The sequence below is a fragment of the Brevundimonas sp. GW821-FHT10A07 genome (assembly GCF_059415785.1).
In genome coordinates, this window is the sequence record NZ_JBWKNX010000011.1 from 1 (window position 1) to 19,962 (window position 19,962).

A 19,962-nucleotide genomic window follows, 5' to 3' on the forward strand; every position below is an offset into this window, starting at 1 on the left:
ACCTGTCCCATGGCTCTCCTCCAGCTCTGCCGGAGGCCTAACGCCGCCGGTGGGTTGGAGAGCCGTCCACAGCATCAGAAGCGGACATTGTCAGCATTGCAAGAACGCGACATAGAAGCTCGGCGTGGGCCTGGCTACTGATGTTCGCTGAGTTCTGATCTAGGCCCGTCGCCGATGTTTGAACAGTTCAGCTTCGATGGATAGCGCGAATGTCAGCCAAAGCGCGATAGGATCCGATATCCGCAGTGCGCCATCGATCTCGAGATAGAGTTTTTGTTTCTCCCTAGCTAACTGATTTGTTCGCGCCTGACGTCATTGACGCAGGTCAGAACGCACTGGTCCACGCACCACCCACAAACCGCCATAGACGACGGCGAGGGCTGTCAAAATGGCTGCCAAACCTGAGACTTCTGAAAGGCTGGCGCCCATGGCGTTCAGGCGAACAAAGGCCTGAACGGCAGCGGTGCAAGGTGAAAGGTGCGCGAACCAGACGAGACCGTCAGGCATCATGAAATGCGGCCACGCAGCGCCGGACAGGAAAAACAAGGGCGCGGAAGTGCCGACCAGAACCTGCAAGACCCTCTCATGGCGATCGAAAAGCGCGCCTAGAAGCAGACCCACAGCGGCGACCGCTGCTGAAAAAATGGGCGCCAGCAGTAGAACGCCGATCAGGTTGCCGGCGCGGGGATAGTCCTGAAACCAGAACACGAAACCGAAATAGAAGAGGCTGGACGCTGTCCCAATCGCCGTAAGCGCCAGCCAAAGACCCAAGCGCGCGCTACGTTTCAGCGTAGCCGCACCGGTCTCTCGACGCACCGCTGTGATCACGCCCGCGCCCAGCAATAGCGTCTGCTGCAGGATGATAAGACTGACCGCCGGCACGGCATAGCCGCCATAGCCCTCAGTTGGGTTGAAGAGGGAAACCTGCTTCAGGGTCGGCGCCAATCTGACGGCGCGGGCGATATCAGGCAGCCCTTTCAACTGCGCCTCGGCGACCTGCGCTGCTGCGGCGACGACGGCTCTGCCGACCGCTGTGACACGAACCAGATAACCGCCGTTCAGCCAGATGGCCACGCCCGTCGGCGCCCCCCTGAACAGATCGGCCTCAAAACGCTGAGGCAGGACGACGACCCCATCGACCACGCCGCGCCGCATCAGTTCGAAGCCCTCAGCGGGGGATGAAATCACGGCGGCGACCTCGATCTCGCGCGAAGCATTCAGGTCTTCGACAAGGGTGCGGGTCAGCGCTGTCTGCGTCGGGGTCGCTATAGCGATGGGTAGTCCCGTCGCGGCCTGTCCGGCATAGGCGGCCGGATAGTAAAAGGCGTAAAAGACGACCGCCAGGATCAGTAGGCTGCTGACCGGTCGCGCACGCGGCAGGTTCCGGAAAGTCGCGGCGAAGGCGGCGATAACGCCCTGTTGCGGAAGCGGAAAGTGCAAATCTTCTGGTTTGGGGACAAGACGCGCTCGTCCCCGGATGAACAGCGCCGATAGAATAAGACCAACGACGGCGACGCCGCTCAGGAACATTAAGTCTCGCCATGCCGATGCGGAAATCGCACCCGTGACTAGCTGGCCCGTCTGCAGGCGTAGATAGTGCGTATACGGAAGAATATCGCTCCAGATTCGGGCGAAGCGCGGTCCATGGTCCAGAGGGAGAGTGCCGTTGGAAAAGGCGATAGCCGCGCCCGAATAGATGGCGGTGGCCGAGAACGCCATATCCACCTCGCCAAGCGCGGCGACCAGAAAAGCCGACAAGACAACGCTCACCGCCATCAAGGCGAGTATGCCGAGGATCAGCAGAGGGAGAGACCCTGCCACACCCCAGCCCCGGACGCCGCTGAGCCAAGCGATCCAGGCCAACCCCCACAGGCTGAAGATCACGAAGTGCGGAATGAGTCGCCCGATCAGAGCCGTCGTTGTGAAGCCGTCCGTCTCGGTCTTGAAGCGTTTGAAGGAGCCGCCCTGCATCAGCCGACCAACCGCCAGCACCGCGGAACAAGCCGCCAGCAGATGAAGAACCCCCGGCGCCAGAAGTCCGCCGAGAAAAAGCTCGAAGCTGAGTTGCGGATTGCCGACGACCGACACCTGGACAGCGGGGAGTTGCAAGGCTGTTTCCGGCAATCCTCTCTGTCGCGCGCGTTCTTGCAACTGCTGGCCGGCCGCTGATGCGATGGCCGCGCTCTGCCCCAAGGCCGACAAGGCGCCGACCGTCTGGAAGGCGCCGTTGAACGACACGGTCACCTGCTCCGGCCGACGAAATGCCCCATCAGAAAAATCTGCTGGAAAATGAGCGACGCTGTAAATCTCGCCTCGCCGCATCAAGGCCATGGCCTCCGTCATCGTCGTTGGAGCATGGGTCACGCGAACATCGGCGCTTGCCTCCATGTTGCGAATTGCGGCGCGGCTGAAGGCCGAATGGTCCTGATCCACCACGGCGACCGGGGCCTGACGGATCACTCCAGGGGCCAGCATCGCCGCGATAACCATCAGCAGGATCAGCGGCAGACCAAAGGCGACGAACGCGTCCCACGGTCGGGTCACCAAGACGCGCGCCTCGTCCCGAACGGCCGATACAAAGACGGCCGCGAGGCGTCTCACCGTGCGGACCAATCGAACAGCACGCTCATGCCAGGCCTGAGTCCGTTGACAGGGCGAACAGGCTTGGCCTTGACCTGAAAGCTTCGCACGTCATAGCCGCTCGACTGCCGGGTTGAGCGCCAAGTGGCGAACTCGCCTTGAGGATGGATGGCGGTGATCCGGAAGGCGACGTCAGCGAGGCCGAGTGCGGGCACGTCGCCACGCACGATCGCGCCGATTTTCAGATCGCGAAACTGATCCTCGCGCACACTGAACGTAACCCACGGGTCGCCGATGTCCACGATTGTGAAGACTGGCACGCCCGTGAGCACGAGCTCGCCGACATTGACGAAACGCTCCGCAACCTCGCCGTCATTTGGAGCGAGCAGTCGCGTCTCGCCTTGCAGGCTTTGAACCTCGGCGACGGCGGCCTGCGCGCCTTGCACATTGGCGTCGGCAACGGATTTTTCCTGCGGCCGTGTGCCTGCCAACGCCTTCAGATACTGCTGACGAGCGGCTTCGGTCTGCGAGGCTGTAGCAGCGCGAGCGGCAACGGCTTCGTCACGGCGCTGGGCGGAAATCACGCCTTCGGCGAACAGGTTCTCCGCCCGCCGCGCAGTCTGGTCCGCCAAACGAGCCGTCGCCTGGGCGGCGCGCCAGATGGACTCGACCGACTGCACATCCTCGCGGCGGGCGCCTTCGCGGCTCATCGACTGGATGGCCTCACTCGACTGAAGCAAGGCGCGGGCCTGAGCCTCCTTTGCCGCAACCTCCGGGCTGCTCATCAGAGCCAACTCTTGACCTGCCTTCACTTGATCGCCCTCTGACGCGAGGAAGCGCTCCACTCGGCTAGGCACCTTGGTCGCAACGGTGAAGGTCTCCGCCTCGACCATGCCCTGAACCTGATCCTTGGCAGGACGGGCCGCAAGGAAGAGGCCCACGACGATGAAGCCGATCAGCAGTACGAGACCGACGCCCACGATCACAGGCAGAATGCGTCGACGTGCAGACGTACGACTGGCCGCAATGGTCGGCGCACCGTTTGTCGGGGCATCGGCAAAGGGAGGCGTCTCGCTCATGGCGCGCTGATCCGATCTTCGCGTTGCAGATAGTCGTTCAAGGTCAGATCGCTTCCCGACGCCGCTAGCAGGGCGGCCAGGCTGAGATCATATTCGTAAGCTGCTGCCGCGCGTTGCAAACGCGCTCCCCCCAGAAGATTGCGGGCGTCTACGACCGAGGTGGCAGTGGCCTCGCCTTCACGGAACCCAACCTCCTGAACTCTAAGATTCTCGCTGGCGGCCTGCAGGCTGCTGTCCATGCTCAAAAACTGACGACGCGCCAATTCCGCCTGATTATAGGCTCGCGTGACCAGCAATCGGGCGTCGTCTCGGGCCTGTCGTTCCACCTCCGCAGCAGCCGAGGCCTGAGCGCGCGCTGCGCCCAGCATGCGTCGTCGATCCACCGTCGAAATCAGAGTGTAGCGCGCGCCGATCCCGACCGCCCAATCCGGCTCGGTCGGCAGAGCGTCGTCTGGATTCAGATTGTAGGTTCCAAATGCATAGACGGACGGCTTCATTCGTGACGCCGCAAGATCGGCGCCCGCCTCAGCCAGATCGCGCCCGGCTTGGGCCTGCGCAAGGCGAGCGTTCGCCTGGCTTGCCTGGTCAAGAAAAACGCCGGCTGGACCGACTGGGTCGCGGTTTACGAACAGGGGCGTGGTGGGAACGACGGCACCATTGGTGTCAACGACCCTGGCGAGGGACGCCACGGCGTTGTCGTGCTCCAGTTCGGCCCTGTTGACCTGCCGCTGCGCCGCATCGCGGGCGACTTCGACCTGAAGCGTCTGGGCGTGGCTGAGCACGCCTTGCGATTCCAGCAGTCGAGCGTTGCGCAAATGCAGATCGAAGCCGTCACGGGTCTCCCGTGCGATCTTCAGTGCTTCGGCTGCCAGCACCTGGCCAAAGTAAGCCCGCGCCAGATTCACATCCTCCAAACTGACCGCTTCCTGCTGCTTCGCCTGCGCCAAATCCACATTGGCCGCCGCCGCTCGTCGGAGAGCTGGAATCGCACCGCCGGTGTAGATCGGCTGAAGCGCCGTCACTGTGGGGCGAAAGGTCGTGTCGTCGACCTGCAGTCGGACGTCTTGCGGCAAGGCGGAGAAAATTTCGGGAAGCGCCGCTTCCAGCCGCTGACCGACACTCTGCAACACGTCACCCGGCACACCGGGCAAGTCCGCGATGAGCCCAGGAATGGCGGTGCCGAGCTCGGTCTGCGCGCGGTCCAGCGTGTCACCCAGCGAGAGATCGAATGTTTTGCGATAACGGATCAACTGAGCATCGAGCGCTACGGTCGGTCGATTTAGCCCGGCAGCCACATCCGCCTGGGCCCTCGCGGCCTGCATCCCATAGCCCGCAGCGCGACCAAGACTGGAATTGGAGCGCAAACGTTGTTGAGCAGCCGCAAAGGTCAGAGCGACTGTGGCGCCGCCTTGGGCCGCCTCTTGGGACGCGGCCTGAACTTGGGAGATCGCCGAAAGGGCGTTCGGCGCTGATCCGGCCAAAAGGCCGAAAGCAACACAGCCGATCCAAGCTGTACCCATAGCTTCACCCCGCCGTCAGGAAGGACCAACTACCTCAAGCGCAGCCGTTACGTCCAGCAGCTGGCGTTGCGAAATCGGCCAAAGGCCTAGCCCGATCCTCGTTATCGAGCGGTCGCCGTTGGAGGTTAGTTGTCTAGAAGCTGACATCCCTTAGGTCGCCTTGGAGTCAGCCGCAGACCGAAGTCTCAGCGACCTCTACTAGTTTGTCTCACAAACGAACGTTTGTGACCCCGACCGTCCGGATCCAACTCCGCCCCCTACCGTCAGCGCCGAAGGTGTGGCTAAACTCTGTTGCATAATCTATGTGTCATGAAGCCCTCTGTTTACGAGTTTCGCGACATGTTTATCGGATACGCGCGGGTCTCGACTGCGGACCAAAACCTCGATCTCCAGATTGACGCGCTCAAACAGGCGGGCTGCGAGCGGATTTTCTCTGAAGCTGCGTCCGGCGCGCGGGTAGATCGCAAGGCATTGGGCGAGGCTTTGAGCTTTGCCCGAGAGAAAGATGTCTTCGTCGTTTGGAAGCTTGACCGCCTAGGCCGCACAGTCGGTCAGCTTGTTGATTTCGTCAGTGCCCTAAAGAGCCGCGGCGTTGAATTTCGAAGCCTGACTGATGGCATCGACACTACGACACCGGCAGGACGGTTCTTCTTCCATATGATGGCGGCTCTAGCCGAAATGGAGCGAGACCTGATCCGCGAGCGGACCATGGCAGGCTTGGCAGCCGCTCGCGCGAGAGGACGAACTGGCGGGCGTAAACGGGCTCTATCGGCGCGCCAGCTTGAGCAGGTCCGTCTCTTACTTCAGCATCCCGATCAGACGATGGGAGCCGTGGCGACCACTTTCGGGATTTCTCGCAGCACTTTGTATCGCGCTTTGGCCCGGACTTCGGATCAGATCGGCAAATAGTTCTGGCGCTTTTGTCGTTCCGAGAGGGCGGCTTGCAGTCCACCAGTTACGGGTGGGTGTGGATGTATTTCATGCATCTTCCCATCCCGTCGATACGGTGTAGGCTGCGATTTGAATGGAAACGCGCCAATGACGCCTTACCAAAACGACATCTGGCTCAAGATGACCGCCAGGTTGATGGGAAACCTGTCCGTGCTTTGCCTGGCCGGCGCATTCTTCGCCGTGTTGGGCGTTCGGTTCATGGATCACAAGATCAAAATCGGGGTGATCGCGGGCGTGTTGTTGTTTTGGATCAGCATGCGACTGTTGCGATATCTGTCGCCCTAAAGAACATGCTGCTGGACAGCTCGCGTCGGCGCCGGCTGACCATCAGGCAAACGCTTCCGCATTCCGCTCCGCTAGCTATCACCATCGCTCAGCGGCCCGCGATCCTGCGTGGTGGCACTAGCCACTAGCGTGGCGTTGCACCGACTATGGCCATGCAGTGAATCCCAATAATGCAGCACCATCGCTTGCGGTGAACCATGGGATTCTCGGGATTATGGAAAATGGCACCGTTGGAAATTCAACCAGTTAGAGTCTTGGGATTATGGAGCGCTCACAGTTGCAGCTTGTCGGTGTTCCAGGTTCTTGAGACTCTGGGCCTGACCTGTGCGGTCTCGGAAATTTAGACGTCCGACTGCGTGACGATTAGGAAGGCTCGACCTCGGTCACCCCCTCGCGGAATTCTTCTGCGGTCACGCAAGCGGAGCCGTCTTCGTCGAGCACCCATACGCCGATCAGGGATGCGTGGTCAGGCGTGATGTCCTCGTCGATCAGATCGCCGTCATAGACGCCGACATTGCTGTAGTCGAAATCCAGCAGGAGCTGATGGGCCATGTCGATCATTTCGTCGGCCATCCGACGCGCATAGCCCAGCGCCTCGCTGTCATTGGCGAAGTCGTCCGTCAGCGTGTTGACCTCGGCGGTGTCGCCGCCCTGGACCGCACTGGTGGTTACGATGGTGTACGCGGGCATTTTTGAACTCTTTCAGGTTTGAAACTCTCGACTAGCCTGATTGGCTGCGGGAAAGGCCATAATTCGTCCGAACCCGTCTTGAGGAGGATTGGAACCGATCACGGACGATCAGTCGCCGCCGCCCCGGTCGTTCCTCTTGGTGGCGCGGTACACCTTCTGCAGCGCGCCCAGCCGGCGACGCTCGACCGCCTTCGCCGCCCGCTCCTGCTCGTGCTCGGCCACAGCCGCCTCGAGGGTCAGCTTCTGGTAGTGCGCCCACCGCGCGGGATCGAGCACGCCGCTCTGCACGGCGGCCTGCACGGCGCAGCCCGGCTCGTTGGCGTGACTGCAGTTGGTGAACCGGCACGTCTGGAGCAGGCCCTCGATGTCTTCGAACACGGCGCTCACGCCCGCTTCGGCGTCGATCAGACCGACTTCGCGGATACCGGGCGTGTCAAGCATCAACCGGCCGCCGGGAAGCAGGATGAGCTGGCGGTGGCTGGTGGTGTGCCGCCCCTGATCGTCGGTCTCGCGGATGGCCTGCGTCGCCATCCGGTCTTCGTTCAGAAAGGCGTTGACCAGGGTCGACTTTCCGACGCCGGACGAGCCGATCAGCACGCAGGTCTCCCCCCTCCCCACCTGGGCGAGCAAGGCGTCGAGGCCCACGCCTTGGCGTGCCGAGACCATCAAGACAGGACAGCCCGGCTCCAGGGCTGCAACGCGGGCCGCCTGGCCCTCCGGATCGGCGCACAGGTCCGATTTCGTCAGCACCACGACAGGCCGGGCGCCGCTTTCCCAGGCCGCCGCCAGATACCGCTGGATCCGGCGCAGGTTGAGATCACCGTTCAGGGAGGTAACGATAAAGGCCACATCGACGTTTGCGGCCAGGATCTGCAGTTTTCGCATACTGTCGGCCGCCCTGCGGACGAAGGCCGTGCGGCGCGGCAGGAAGGCGTGGATCGTGGCCGTACGCTCCTGCGCGCCGAACGAAAGGGCGACCCAGTCCCCGACCGCCGGATGCCCGATTTCCCCCGCCTCATGACGTAGCCGCCCCGAAACCTTGGCGCGTATTTCGCCGTTGTCGGTCGCGACGACGTAACCGTCCCGCTGGTGGAGAATGATGCGGCCCGGCGTGTGGCCCGCACGCTCATGGGGCTCGAAGGCCGCCGCCAGAGACGTCGACCATCCATATTGTCCGATCAAATCAAGGGAATCCCTGTTGGTTGCGGCGACAATGTCCCTGCCGTTCACCCTGATAGCATCTCGCAGGAGGCTCAGCACGCAAGGGCGCTCACGCCCTGTCATTTCATCCGCCCCGACAACGGCTCACGTCGACAGCTGCGCCGACTGGGGTCGGCCTGGAATGATGCGGGGCGCGAGGCTTGGGCCAGGGCGGAGGCGATGACCGCTCACCGCAGTTGGTAAAAGGACGGCGGGCCCGACAGCGACCCGAATTGCAAAGGGGCCGCCCGAAAGCGGCCCCTCTAACCAACCGTTTCCTTAGAGGAAATGGTCGGAGCGACAGGATTCGAACCTGCGACCCCTTGACCCCCAGTCAAGTGCGCTACCAGGCTGCGCCACGCTCCGAAGGCGCTCCCTATAGACGGGGCGACCGTTGACCGCAAACGCTAAAACGACTTTTCCACCGACCGCGAAAGCACGGCGTCCAGACGCGCCTTCGCCTGCTCCAGATCGGCCAGAACACCCTGCAGATCCGCATGTTCAGCGCGCCCGGCGTGCGACATCGAGACGGGGCGCGCCGGGACTGGCGTCGCGATGGCGGCGAACGTCTCGCCATCCTCGATCAGGGCCGCCGCCTCGGCGCCGACCAGCTTCTTCAGCCCCTGCTCCTTGTGCAGGCGCTGAACCCCGCGAATCGTCAGGCCGTCGTCGTGCAGCAGCCGCCGTACGGCCTTCAGCACCGCTATGTCCTGCGGTCGATAGAACCGGCGCCCCCCGGCCCGTTTCACGGGAACCACGAAACTGAACTTGGTTTCCCAGAAGCGCAGCACATGCTGCGGCGCCCCGACTTCCTCGGCCGCCTCGGAGATCGTGCGGAAGGCGTCTGGGCTCTTGGCCAAGGGACTCAGGCCTCGACGACGGCGTCGTGAACCCGGCTCTTCATGATCTGAGAGGCGCGGAAGCTGATGACCCGGCGCGGATTGATCGCCGCCGGCTCGCCGGTCTTGGGATTGCGCCCCATGCGGGCGCGCTTCTCGCGAACCTGAAACACGCCGAAGCCCGACAGTTTGACCGTATCGCCCTGTTCCAGGGATTCAACGATCAGTTCCAGGGTGCGCTCGACCAGGGCCGAACACTCCTGCCGGGACAGACCGACTTCTTCATGCACGGCTTCGCAAAGGTCGGCGCGCGTTACGGTCTGTAGGCCTGACATCATATCCCCGTCTGGTAGCGGTAGGCTGGGCGTATAGGGACGCAAAGTCTCCGAAAAATCAATGCCTCTGCCGGACTTAGAGGCGCAGCGCGCAGGCGCCCCAGGTCAGGCCGCCCCCCATCGCCTCCAGCAGGACCATGTCGCCCTTCTTGATCCGTCCGTCCTGGATCGCCGCGTCCAGCGCCAGGGGGATCGAGGCGGCCGAGGTGTTGGCGTGCAGGGCCACGGTCGAGATCACCTTGGTCTCGTCCAGACCCAGCCGGTCGCCGACGCCCTTGATGATCCGCTGATTGGCCTGATGCGGCACGAACCAGTCGACGTCGGCGATCTCGATGCCGGCGGCGGCGCAGGCGGCGGTGATGCCTTCGGCGATATTGACCACGGCATGACGGAACACCTGATTCCCGGCCATCCGCAGATGGCCCACGGTCCCGGTCGTGGCCGGACCGCCGTCGACGTAGAGCAGATCGGTCTTCGAGCCGTCGGCGCGCAGGGCGAAGCCCAGCATCCCCTGATCGGCCGAGGTCCCCTGCCCTTCGCGCGGCTCCAGCACCACGGCGCCCGCGCCGTCGCCGAACAGGACGCAGGTGGTGCGGTCGGTCCAGTCCATCAGCCGCGTCATTTCCTCGGCGCCGATCACCAGGGCGCATTTCGCCAGGCCGCGCGCCACGAAACCGTCGGCCACGCTCAAGGCGTAGACGAAGCCCGAACAGACGGCCTGGACGTCGAAGGCCACGCCCACCCCTGCGCCCAGCTTGTGCTGAACGATCGAGGCGACGGCCGGGAAGGTCATGTCGGGCGTGGTCGTGGCCACGATGATCAGATCGACGTCCGCCGCCGTCTTGCCGGCGTCGGCCAGGGCCTTCCTGGCGGCCTCGACAGCCAGATCGCTGGTCGGCTGGTCGTCGCGTGCCTTGTGGCGCTGTTTGATGCCGGTGCGTTCTTGAATCCACTCGTCGGACGTATCGACGAACTTGGCCAGGTCGGCGTTGGTGACGATCTGCTCCGGCAGATAGGAGCCGACGCCGGTCACGGCGCTGCGGGTGACGCTCACTGAAGGGGTTCTCCGGCGGGGGCGGCGGGCGGGCTGGAATGGTCGAACACGGCGTCCAGCTTGCCCAGATTGGCGCCCACCTTGGTCATATAGTCGCTGCGGGCCAGATCGACCGCGATGCGGATGGCGTTGCCGAATCCCTTGGCGTCGGCGCCCCCGTGGCTCTTCACCACGATCCCGTTCAGCCCCAGCAGCGGGCCGCCGTTGATGGTGCTGGGATCGATCTTCTCGCGCATCTTCTTCAGGGCGGGCATGGCGATGGCGGCGCCCAGCTTGGATTGCAGGTTCGAGGTCAGGGCCTCGCGCAGCAGAGCCGAGATATAGCGGGCCGTGCCCTCCGCCGTCTTCAGGGCGATATTGCCGGTGAAGCCGTCGGTCACGACCACGTCCACCGTGCCCTTGGCGATATCGTCGCCTTCGACGAAGCCGTGATAATTCAGGTCGAACGGCCCATCGCGAAGGATGGCGTGCGCCTCCTTGACCTGTTCGTTGCCCTTCATGTCTTCCGAACCGACGTTCAGCAGGCCGATGGTCGGCCGGGCGATGCCGCGCACCGCCGACTGGAAGGCTTCGCCCATGATGGCGAACTCGACCAGTTGCTCGGCGTCGCTGCCGATATTGGCGCCCACGTCCAGCACCGCCGTATGGCCCTTGAAGCTCGGCCAGCTGGCGACGATGGCCGGTCGCTCCAGCCCCGGCGCCGACATGCGCAGAATCAGTTTGGAGATCGCCATCAGGGCGCCGGTGTTGCCGGCCGAGACCACGCCGCCGGCCTCGCCCGTCTTCACCGCCTCGACGGCGTTCCACAGGCTGGAGCCCTTGCCCCGGCGCATGGCCTGGGCGGGCTTCTCGTCCATGGCCACGACCTTTTCGGTGTGGCGAATCTCGGCGACAGCGTCCGACAGGTCGGCGCGCGCCAACTCAGGCCGAATCTGGGTCTCGTCACCGTGCAGCAGGAAACGAACCCCCTCCCCGCCATGGGTGAGGATATAGCTGCGGACGCCGGGAATAACGACGGATGGGCCGTGATCGCCGCCCATGGCGTCAAGCGAGATCGTAACTGGGGCTGGCAAATGGACCTCGAATAGCCGCGTCGTCTTGTCGCGCGACGCTTGATATAGGGCGCTCGACGATAGCGCCCAAGCCGGGGGATGCAACCACCCGGCCCTAACGTCAACCTCAGGCTTGGCCGTCCTGCGGCTTCAGCGCCTTCAGGGCGGCGAAGGGCGAGATTTCGGCCGGTTCTTCCGGTTGCACGAACTCCGCGCCTGGCTTGCGCGGGAACGGATCCAACGACAGGGCCAGTTGCTCGACGGCGTACTGGCCCAGGTCGATCTTGCCGTCCTCGATCAGATCGGCGTCCTCCTCGTCCAGCGTGACCTCGATCTCGTCGGTCTCCGTGGGCGCACGTTCGGCCAGCTGGATAGAGAAGCGGCGATCCACGTCGACGGGCAGCGGCTCCAGCGTCAGGCCGCAGGTCTGGACCGCATGGGCGCTGACCCGGCCCTTCAGCGTCCATTCGCTGGTCGATGGGGTCGGCTTCACCTCCACGTCGATCGTGAAATCTTCCAGACCTTGCAGGTCCAGGGCGCGAGCGATTCGCTTGCGCGTGTCTGCGTCCGGCTCCAGCCGCCGGCTCAGTCCGGCGCCGATCTGGTTGATCCGCACTGTCTCGCTGTAGGGAAGGCTCACGCTCATCGTCTCAAACATCCGTCCAGGCCGGCTTCGCCAGCACATCATTGAATTCCTGCGCGGCCAGGCCGGCCCGCGCCGCCAGGGCGTAGCGCGCCAGATCATTCGCCCGTTCCGCCCCGGTCTCTGCATAGACATTGCGCGCCAGGGCCTCGGCCAGCGCCGTCGCGTCGTCGTCGCGCAGCGGCGTCTCATAGGCGTTCATCCGCCCGTACAGGGCCTCGCCCAGCTTGCGCATCTTCTTGCCGACCGAGACGTCGCCGACGCCTTCTTCGCGCAGCGCATGGTCCAGGGCCGAGACATAGGCGTCAAACAGGGCCTGGGCCGCGTCCCGCCCGGCCTCGGTGTTCTCGTCGCGCAGCCTCAGCACCAGCAGCAGCACGTGCAGCGTATAGAGCTCGAAGCGGGCGTCGATCCGGTCGGCCACGCCCAGACGCGTGTAAAAGCCGAGATGGCGCGCCTGTTCCACCGCCAGGGCGTACAGGGCGTCGCCGATGCGGACGCCGGGCCGGGGTTTGAACAGGTATTTCAGCATGGTTTTATACGGCCCCTTTTCCGCCGCGCCGTTGAACTAGGACGCAGGTCCGTCTAGGTCAAAGACCTTGTTCTCTCGCAGGCGCCCGATCATGTCTCGTTTCGTCCCGCTTTTCGTCGCCGTTTCCCTGGCTGGCCTGTCCGCCGCCTGCGCGCCCATGATCGGCTCCAACGGCTTCCAGGCCATCGACGCCAAGCCCCAGGACATCGTCGCGGGGACCGACACCAAGGAAACCGTCCTGGCCCGCCTCGGTTCGCCGTCGACCACCTCGACCTTCGAACCGGATCAGGTCTGGTACTACATCAGCCAGACGACCGAGAAATACACCTACAACCGCCCGGTCGTCGCCAGCCGCACCATCACCGAAGTCACCTTCGAGCCGAACGGCGACAAGGTCGCCGCCGTCCGCACCCTGGGCCTGGCCGACGGCGAGCAGATCGCGATGAACCGGACCGAGACGCCGACCCGCGGCCGCGCCCTGACCGTGCTCGAACAGTTGCTGGGCAACGTCGGTCGCGGCCAGCTGCCGCGCACCGAGGACGACACCCCCGGCCAACGCCGCCCGGACTAAGGTCCGCCCGAACTAGGGTCCGACGCATCGCCGAAGAAAAAACGCCCCGGAGATCACTCTCCGGGGCGTCTTCGTACAAGCTTAGCCGATATTTCCGCTCGCCAGCACCGCCAGCAGCAGCAGGGCGACGATATTGGTGATCTTGATCATCGGATTCACCGCCGGGCCGCTGGTGTCCTTGTAAGGATCCCCCACCGTATCGCCGGTCACGGCCGCCTTGTGGGCCTCGGAGCCCTTGCCGTGGACCACGCCGTTCTTGTCGGTGAAGCCTTCCTCGATCACCTTCTTGGCGTTGTCCCAGGCGCCGCCGCCCGAGGTCATCGAGATGGCGACGAACAGGCCGGTGACGATCACCCCCATCAGCATGGCGCCCAGCGAGGCGAAGGCGTTGGCCTTGTCTGAAATCGTCAGCACCGCGACGAACAGGACGATAGGCGACAGCACCGGCAACAGCGACGGCACGATCATCTCGCGAATCGCGGCCTTGGTCAGGATGTCCACCGCCCGTCCGTACTCCGGCTTGACCTGATAGGTCATGATGCCGGGGTTCTCGCGGAACTGCCGTCGCACCTCGGCCACCACGGCCTCCGCCGCGCGCCCGACCGCCATCATCGACATGCCGCCGAACAGGAAGGGCAACAGCCCCCCGAACAGCAGGCCCACGACCACATAGGGGTTGGTCAGGTCGAAGGCGATCGGCCCCATGTCGGCGAAGAAGGGATAGTCCGCCGGATTGGCCGAGAAATACTGCAGGTCCGACGTATAGGCCGCAAACAGCACCAGGGCCCCCAGGCCGGCCGAACCGATGGCGTAGCCCTTGGTCACGGCCTTGGTCGTGTTGCCCACCGCATCGAGCGCATCGGTCGACCGCCGCACCTCGCTGGGCAGGCCCGCCATTTCGGCGATCCCCCCGGCGTTGTCCGTCACCGGCCCGAAGGCGTCCAGCGCCACGATCATCCCCGCCACGCCCAGCATGGTTGTGGTGGCGATGGCGATGCCGAACAGGCCCGCCAGCTGGAAGCTGGCCACGATGCCGACGATGATCGTCAGGGCCGGAAGCGCCGTGGCCTCCAGCGAGACCGCCAGCCCCTGAATCACATTGGTCCCGTGACCCGAGACCGAGGCGTTGGCCACCGACTGCACCGGCCGGAATTTCGACCCCGTGTAGTATTCCGTCACCACCACGATGGCCGCCGTCACCGCCAGCCCGACCATGCCGGACCAGAACAGGGCCATCGGCTGGATCGTCAGGCCGCTTCCGGTCACGATCGGGCCCGTCACCATCTGGTTGATCACCCACCAGACCGCGCCGATGGACAGGACGCCGGTCACGATCAGCCCCTGATACAGCGCCCCCATGATGTTCTGGCTCTTGCCCAGCCGCACGAAGAAGCTGCCGATGATCGAGGTGACGATACAGACTGCGCAGATCGCCAGCGGCAGCACCATCAGGGCGCCCACATAGGGCTGATCGCGGAAGAAGATGGCCGCCAGCACCATGGTCGCCACCGTCGTCACCGCATAGGTCTCGAACAGGTCGGCCGCCATGCCGGCGCAGTCGCCGACATTGTCGCCCACATTGTCGGCGATGGTCGCGGCGTTTCGGGGATCGTCCTCGGGGATGCCGGCCTCGACCTTGCCCACCATGTCGCCGCCCACGTCGGCGCCCTTGGTGAAGATGCCGCCGCCCAGACGGGCGAAGATCGAGATCAGCGAGGCGCCGAAGCCCAGGGCCACCAGGCCGTCGATCACCTCGCGGCTGGTCGAGCCCAGACCCAGGTGATGGGTCAGAACGATAAAGTAGCCGGACACCCCGATCAGGGCGCCGCCCGCCACGAACATGCCGGTGATTGCGCCCGAGCGGAACGCCAGGTTCAGTCCCTTGGACAGGCTCTCGGACGCCGCCTGCGCCGTGCGCACATTGGCCCGCACCGAAATCAGCATGCCGGCGTAACCGGCGGCGCCCGACAGGACGGCCCCGATCACGAAGCCGACCGCCGCATAGACGCCGATCAGCAGATAGGCGGCGATCAGGATCACGACCCCGACCATGCCGATCGTCAGATATTGCCGCTTCAGATAGGCCGAGGCGCCTTCCTGAATGGCGGCGGCGATCTCTCGCATCTTGTCATTGCCGGTGCTCGCCCTCATCAGCACTGCGGTCTGGGCGGCGCCGTACAGCACCGCCAGAACGCCTGCCGCGAAGACCAACGTAAGTGAGTTCGTCATTGACGTTTCCATGCCCTTGCAACAAGCGCACGGATCCTTGCGACGGCGGGCGTTATCGCCTCTGTCCGACGTCCGGTCCCCCCGAGCGCGGCGGACGCGTCAGTGCGTCCCTTGGGATTTGCAGAGGGAGCGTGTCATGGGCGTCAAGTTGACGCAACCATGGTTGCGGACCTTCAGACGCCCGGCGTCATGCCGGCGCGCAGGCGCGGGTTTTGGGCGATGATCTCTGCCCGTGCGACGGAGCCCCGTCCAGAGATCGCGTTCGCAGCCGCGACCAGGGCCGCAGACATCCGGTTTTCGTCCAGCCGCGTCCAGTCGCCCGCAACAGTGAAGGGGGTGCGGTGGGCCGCCTTGACCAGGGCGTCGCGGAAGAACGCCTCCTTGGGCCGCATCTGCTCGACCGTCTTGCCCCCGCCGATATGCAGCTTCAGCGAGACGAAGACGTAGTTTCTAAGGCGACCGTCGGCGATCACCGGCAGGCCGACGCCGGGGATGCTCAAGGCCGGGGCCTCGGCGGGGGTCTTGCTGGATGAGGCCCGGGCCGACGTAGCGGCGACGCCGGCCAGGGCGACTGTTCCAGACGTGATCAAGGTTCTGCGATCCATGACCGCCACCCTAGCGGTGCGCGGTTAGGATTGTGTTGCCGGCTCAGCCATGGGTCCAGCCGCGCCGCGCCAACTCTATCCGCCGTCCCCCATAGTCGACCGCAACGCCCTCGCCCGCCGTAACCGCCCCGATCCGGGTCAGGCGCAGCAGGCGGCGTTCCGCCTCGCGACGCAGGGTCTCTTCATGGCGAGGGTGGGCGGTGAAGACGATCTGGTAGTCGTCGCCGCCGGTCGCCAGGTCCTCCAGCGCCGCCTGCGGATCGACCCGGTCCTCGAACCAGGCCTGGGCGGCGGCGGACAGGGGCAGGACGCTGAGGTTCAGGGCAATGCCGACGCCGCTGGCCTTGGCGATATGGTTCAGGTCCGCCGCCAGACCGTCGGACACGTCCGCCGCCGCCGTCGCCAGGTTCCGGACGACCTCCGCGAAGTCCAGCCTCGGCATGGGGGTGCGGTAATGGTCGATCAGGCGCGCAAGCCGTTCGGCGTCCAGCTTCAGCTTGGCTTGCGCCGCCTGAAGCCCCAGCAGGCCATCGCCGATGGTTCCGGTGACGAAGACCAGGTCTCCCACCTGGGCGCCCGCGCGCGACACCGCCCCCCCCTCCGGAACCCAGCCCAGGGCTGTGAGGGAAAACACCGCCGGCCCCGGCGTCCTGACCGTGTCGCCGCCCATCAGAAACACCCCGAACAGGGCCTGATCCTGCGCCAACCCGGCCGCAAAGGCCTCGCGTTCGGGCCAGCCGCAGCGGTCCGACCAGCAGCAGGCCAGCAGATAGCCGAAAGGCTCGGCGCCCTTGGCGGCCAGGTCCGACAGGTTCACCCGCAGCAGCTTCTTGGCCACGGTCTCCAGCGGATCGTCGGGCAGGAAATGCACGCCCTCGACGATGACGTCCTTGGTCAGGACCAGGTCGTAACCGGGCCGGGACGGCAGCACCGCCACATCATCGGCCAGCCCCCTGCCCCATTCGGGATGGGCCAGGGGCCGCAGCAGCCTCTCGATCGTCTCGAATTCGCCCGCGACGTCGAGCGACGGCATTATTTGCGCGTGTCTCTGGACACGCCGTCCAGCGCCGCATTGACGAACCGCGCCTCGGAGTCGTCGAAGAAGGCCTTGGCCAGTTCGACATATTCGTCGATCACGACCTCGCGCGGCGTCTCCGGGTGTTTGATCAACTCCCAGGCGCCCGAGCGCAGGAGGGCGCGCAGGGTGGCGTCGATACGCTCCAGCTTCCAGTTGGACGCCAGGCGGGCCTTGATCGCCGTGTCGATGTCGCGCTGGCTCTCGATCACGCCCCGCACGATGTCGGCGAAATAGGCTTCGTCGGCCTCGGCCAGGGCCTCGCCCTCGATATCCGTGTCGAAGCGGAAGTTGGCGAATTCGGTGATCACCGTCTCAACGCCCTCGCCCGCCAGCTCCATCTGGTACAGGGCCTGGACGGCGGCGAGACGCGACACCGTGCGCGCACGGCGCTGTTTGGAGCTGAGATGAGGCTCGGCCCGCTGCTTCTCGGCCTCGGCCAGTTGTTCGAGGACGGCTTTGACGCTGTTCGGTTCAGTCATGCGCCGAGGCCTAGCCGCAACCGCTTCTTCAATGCAATGAGCTCGAGACAGGCTTTGGCCGCCCCGCCCCCCTTATCCCCTTCGGAAAGCCGCGCCCGGGCCCAGGCCTGGTCCTCGTCCTCGGTCGTCAGGATGCCGTTGCCGATGAGCAGTCCCTTGACGCCCAGGGCCATGAGGCCGGCCGCCGACTGGTCCGAGACGATCTCGAAATGATAGGTCTCGCCGCGGATCACGCAGCCCAGGGCGACATAGCCGTCGTAACGGGGCGCGGTCGGGAACCGTCCGGCCTCTTCGGCCATGGCGATGACGGCCGGGATCTCGAGGGCGCCCGGCACGGTGACGACGTCGAACTCGGCGCCGCGCGCCTTCAACGTCTCCTTGGCGCCCTCCAGCAGGGCGTCGGCCAATTCGTCGTAGAAGCGCGCCTCGACGATCAGAATACGGGGGGCCTCGGTCACGCCTTGTCTTCTCCATCCATGTCGCGCCAGCCGACGATGCGCAGGCCATAGCCCTCAAGCGCCGTCGGTTCAGGCCGCGTCGAACTCATCACGATCATGTCCTTGACGCCCAGGTCCAGCAGGATCTGCGCGCCCACGCCATAGGCCCGCAGCGACCGGTCCACCGCCGCCGGCCTGTCCACGCCCGCCAGACGCTCCGCCAGCGAGTTCAGCGACGGATCGCGCAGGAAGACGACCACGCCCGGCCCGTCATGGTCGGTGATCTGTTTCAGGGCCTTGGGCACATAGTCCTGGCGCGTCTCGACGTGGCCCAGCAGGTCGCAGGCGAAATCCACCTGGTGCATCCGCACCAGGGTCGGCTTGGACGGGTCGATCTTGCCGTGCACCAGGGCGACGTGTTCCGCGCCCTCGATGGTGTTCCGGTACAGCATCAGGCGGAACGGGCCGCCGTGGACGCTTTCGAACGGCGTATCCATGATCCGTTCGACGAACCGTTCGGTGCGGCGGCGATAGGCGATCAGGTCGGCGATGGTGCCGATCTTCAGTCCATGAAGTTGAGCGAAGGCGACCAGATCGGGCATCCGCGCCATCTCGCCGTCGTCCTTGATGATCTCGCAGATCACCCCGGCCGGCGTCAGGCCCGCCATGCGGCTGATGTCCACGGCGGCCTCAGTATGGCCGGCGCGGACCAGAACCCCGCCGTCGCGCGCCACCAGGGGGAAGATGTGGCCGGGCGAGACGATGTCGTCCATGCCCTTCGAGGCGTCGGTGGCCACATGAATGGTGCGCGACCGGTCGGCCGCCGAAATCCCCGTGGTCACGCCGTCCTTGGCCTCAATCGAGACGGTGAAGGCGGTCTTCATGCTCTCGCGATTGTCGGCCGCCATCGGCGGCAGCCGCAGCTGATTGGCCCGCTCGGCCGTCAGGGCCAGGCACACCAGCCCGCGGGCCTGGCGGATCATGAAATTGATCTGGTCGGGGGTCGCGAACTGGGCGGGGATGATGATGTCCCCCTCGTTCTCGCGGTCCTCGGCGTCCACCAGGATGTAGGGACGGCCGTTGCGGGCGTCCTCAAGAATGTCCTCAATGGGACTGATCGGGCTGTCGTTCATGTTTGCGGCCAATTGCATCACGCCGTCTCCTGCCACCGCGCGAGGTATCGCGCCAGCATGTCGATCTCGAGATTGACCGGATCGCCCGCCTTCAGACGGCCCAGGGTCGTCACATCCCACGTATGCGGAATGATATTCAACGAAAACACCTGTCCCGCGACGCTGTTCACCGTCAGGGACACCCCGTCCACGGTGATCGAGCCCTTGGCGGCGATATAGCGGTGCAGCGGCGCCGGCGCCTCGACCTCGACCCGGTGCGACCCGCCCTCCGGCGTGATCGAGACGACGCGGCCCAGGCCGTCGACATGGCCCGAGACCACATGGCCGCCCATCTCGTCACCCAGTTTGGCGGCGCGTTCCAGATTGACGCCGTCGCCGGCCTTCCACGCGCCCAGGGTGGTCTTGGACAGGGTCTCGTTCGACACCTCGACCGCAAACCAATCCGGCCCCTTCTCCGTCACCGTAAGGCAGCAGCCCGCGTGGCTGATCGAGGCGCCCAGGTCGATCCCGGAAACGTCCCAGGCGGTCTGGATCTCATAGCGGCGATCCCGCTCCGTCTCGCGGACGTCGCGAACGCGCCCGATGTCGGTGACGATTCCGGTGAACATTTCGGCTCCGGTCCCTTCCGGACCCAAAAAACACAGTCTGAATAGTATGAATCGTCTGAAAT

At 65.0% G+C, this 19,962-nt stretch carries 21 protein-coding genes and 1 tRNA gene; 3 read left to right on the top strand and 19 right to left on the bottom strand.

What is annotated here, in order from left to right; translation table 11 throughout:
* Positions 1 to 312: 312 nt before the first annotated feature.
* The 3 genes from AC07NC_RS10400 to AC07NC_RS10410 are packed head-to-tail and all read right to left on the bottom strand — an operon-like array spanning position 313 to position 5,179.
* Complete coding sequence (locus AC07NC_RS10400) at positions 313 to 2,613, bottom strand: ABC transporter permease (RefSeq protein ID WP_494569491.1); 2,301 nt, start codon at positions 2,611 to 2,613, stop codon at positions 313 to 315.
* Positions 2,598 to 3,659: an HlyD family secretion protein gene (locus AC07NC_RS10405; RefSeq protein WP_494569492.1), complete on the bottom strand. Its 1,062-nt coding sequence runs from the start codon at positions 3,657 to 3,659 to the stop codon at positions 2,598 to 2,600. The genes AC07NC_RS10400 and AC07NC_RS10405 overlap by 16 nt, the downstream gene beginning before the upstream one ends.
* Positions 3,656 to 5,179 (bottom strand): TolC family protein, encoded by a 1,524-nt coding sequence (locus tag AC07NC_RS10410; protein WP_494569493.1) that lies wholly within the window; start codon positions 5,177 to 5,179, stop codon positions 3,656 to 3,658. The genes AC07NC_RS10405 and AC07NC_RS10410 overlap by 4 nt, the downstream gene beginning before the upstream one ends.
* A gap of 309 nt (positions 5,180 to 5,488) precedes the next feature.
* Here AC07NC_RS10410 and AC07NC_RS10415 point away from each other — a divergent pair, with 309 nt between their 5' ends.
* Positions 5,489 to 6,088: a recombinase family protein gene (locus AC07NC_RS10415; protein ID WP_304412775.1), complete on the top strand. Its 600-nt coding sequence runs from the start codon at positions 5,489 to 5,491 to the stop codon at positions 6,086 to 6,088.
* Between the two features lie 129 nt (positions 6,089 to 6,217).
* Positions 6,218 to 6,415 carry a hypothetical protein gene (locus AC07NC_RS10420; protein ID WP_494569494.1) on the top strand — a complete coding sequence of 66 codons (198 nt, stop codon included), beginning with the start codon at positions 6,218 to 6,220 and terminating at the stop codon, positions 6,413 to 6,415.
* Positions 6,416 to 6,778: 363 nt separating this feature from the next.
* Here the strand turns inward: AC07NC_RS10420 and AC07NC_RS10425 are convergent, their stop codons facing one another.
* The 9 genes from AC07NC_RS10425 to AC07NC_RS10465 all read right to left on the bottom strand — a co-directional run bounded on the left by AC07NC_RS10425 (position 6,779) and on the right by AC07NC_RS10465 (position 12,760).
* Positions 6,779 to 7,105, bottom strand: coding sequence for a hypothetical protein (locus AC07NC_RS10425; RefSeq protein WP_492070481.1), 327 nt, complete (start codon positions 7,103 to 7,105; stop codon positions 6,779 to 6,781).
* 108 nt (positions 7,106 to 7,213) lie between these two features.
* Complete coding sequence (rsgA, locus tag AC07NC_RS10430; RefSeq protein WP_494569495.1) at positions 7,214 to 8,365, bottom strand: ribosome small subunit-dependent GTPase A; 1,152 nt, start codon at positions 8,363 to 8,365, stop codon at positions 7,214 to 7,216.
* Positions 8,366 to 8,594: 229 nt separating this feature from the next.
* A tRNA-Pro gene (locus AC07NC_RS10435) sits at positions 8,595 to 8,671 on the bottom strand.
* A 41-nt stretch (positions 8,672 to 8,712) separates the two neighbouring features.
* A complete protein-coding gene (locus AC07NC_RS10440) occupies positions 8,713 to 9,165 on the bottom strand; it encodes a MerR family transcriptional regulator (RefSeq protein WP_035306827.1) in 453 nt (150 codons plus the stop codon).
* A 5-nt stretch (positions 9,166 to 9,170) separates the two neighbouring features.
* Positions 9,171 to 9,479 carry an integration host factor subunit alpha gene (locus AC07NC_RS10445; RefSeq protein ID WP_035306862.1) on the bottom strand — a complete coding sequence of 103 codons (309 nt, stop codon included), beginning with the start codon at positions 9,477 to 9,479 and terminating at the stop codon, positions 9,171 to 9,173.
* Positions 9,480 to 9,555: 76 nt separating this feature from the next.
* Entirely contained in the window at positions 9,556 to 10,533 is a 978-nt protein-coding gene (locus tag AC07NC_RS10450) for a beta-ketoacyl-ACP synthase III (RefSeq protein WP_494569496.1), read from the bottom strand.
* Entirely contained in the window at positions 10,530 to 11,606 is a 1,077-nt protein-coding gene (gene plsX / locus AC07NC_RS10455; RefSeq protein ID WP_494569497.1) for a phosphate acyltransferase PlsX, read from the bottom strand. Before plsX ends, AC07NC_RS10450 begins: the two co-directional genes overlap by 4 nt.
* A gap of 106 nt (positions 11,607 to 11,712) precedes the next feature.
* Positions 11,713 to 12,231 carry a YceD family protein gene (locus AC07NC_RS10460; RefSeq protein ID WP_494569498.1) on the bottom strand — a complete coding sequence of 173 codons (519 nt, stop codon included), beginning with the start codon at positions 12,229 to 12,231 and terminating at the stop codon, positions 11,713 to 11,715.
* 4 nt (positions 12,232 to 12,235) lie between these two features.
* Positions 12,236 to 12,760, bottom strand: a complete 525-nt coding sequence (locus AC07NC_RS10465; RefSeq protein WP_008259732.1) for a ubiquinol-cytochrome C chaperone family protein — start codon at positions 12,758 to 12,760, stop codon at positions 12,236 to 12,238.
* Positions 12,761 to 12,851: 91 nt separating this feature from the next.
* Here AC07NC_RS10465 and AC07NC_RS10470 point away from each other — a divergent pair, with 91 nt between their 5' ends.
* Positions 12,852 to 13,331, top strand: coding sequence for an outer membrane protein assembly factor BamE (locus AC07NC_RS10470; RefSeq protein WP_008262615.1), 480 nt, complete (start codon positions 12,852 to 12,854; stop codon positions 13,329 to 13,331).
* An 81-nt stretch (positions 13,332 to 13,412) separates the two neighbouring features.
* On the opposite strand, the gene AC07NC_RS10475 is transcribed toward AC07NC_RS10470, so the two are convergent.
* The 7 genes from AC07NC_RS10475 to AC07NC_RS10505 all read right to left on the bottom strand — a co-directional run bounded on the left by AC07NC_RS10475 (position 13,413) and on the right by AC07NC_RS10505 (position 19,900).
* The gene (locus AC07NC_RS10475; protein WP_494569499.1) at positions 13,413 to 15,560 is read right to left on the bottom strand and encodes a sodium-translocating pyrophosphatase; all 2,148 of its coding nucleotides are present in this window, start codon (positions 15,558 to 15,560) and stop codon (positions 13,413 to 13,415) included.
* Between the two features lie 173 nt (positions 15,561 to 15,733).
* A complete protein-coding gene (locus AC07NC_RS10480; protein WP_154725498.1) occupies positions 15,734 to 16,165 on the bottom strand; it encodes a hypothetical protein in 432 nt (143 codons plus the stop codon).
* A 43-nt stretch (positions 16,166 to 16,208) separates the two neighbouring features.
* On the bottom strand, positions 16,209 to 17,198 hold the full coding sequence (thiL, locus tag AC07NC_RS10485; protein ID WP_494569500.1) for a thiamine-phosphate kinase: 990 nt from the start codon (positions 17,196 to 17,198) through the stop codon (positions 16,209 to 16,211).
* A complete protein-coding gene (gene nusB, locus AC07NC_RS10490) occupies positions 17,198 to 17,722 on the bottom strand; it encodes a transcription antitermination factor NusB (protein WP_008258889.1) in 525 nt (174 codons plus the stop codon). The genes thiL and nusB overlap by 1 nt, the downstream gene beginning before the upstream one ends.
* Positions 17,719 to 18,180, bottom strand: coding sequence for a 6,7-dimethyl-8-ribityllumazine synthase (gene ribH / locus AC07NC_RS10495; protein ID WP_008263826.1), 462 nt, complete (start codon positions 18,178 to 18,180; stop codon positions 17,719 to 17,721). The genes nusB and ribH overlap by 4 nt, the downstream gene beginning before the upstream one ends.
* The gene (gene ribB, locus AC07NC_RS10500) at positions 18,177 to 19,310 is read right to left on the bottom strand and encodes a 3,4-dihydroxy-2-butanone-4-phosphate synthase (RefSeq protein WP_494569501.1); all 1,134 of its coding nucleotides are present in this window, start codon (positions 19,308 to 19,310) and stop codon (positions 18,177 to 18,179) included. The genes ribH and ribB overlap by 4 nt, the downstream gene beginning before the upstream one ends.
* Complete coding sequence (locus AC07NC_RS10505) at positions 19,310 to 19,900, bottom strand: riboflavin synthase (protein ID WP_494569502.1); 591 nt, start codon at positions 19,898 to 19,900, stop codon at positions 19,310 to 19,312. Before AC07NC_RS10505 ends, ribB begins: the two co-directional genes overlap by 1 nt.
* Positions 19,901 to 19,962: the final 62 nt, after the last annotated feature.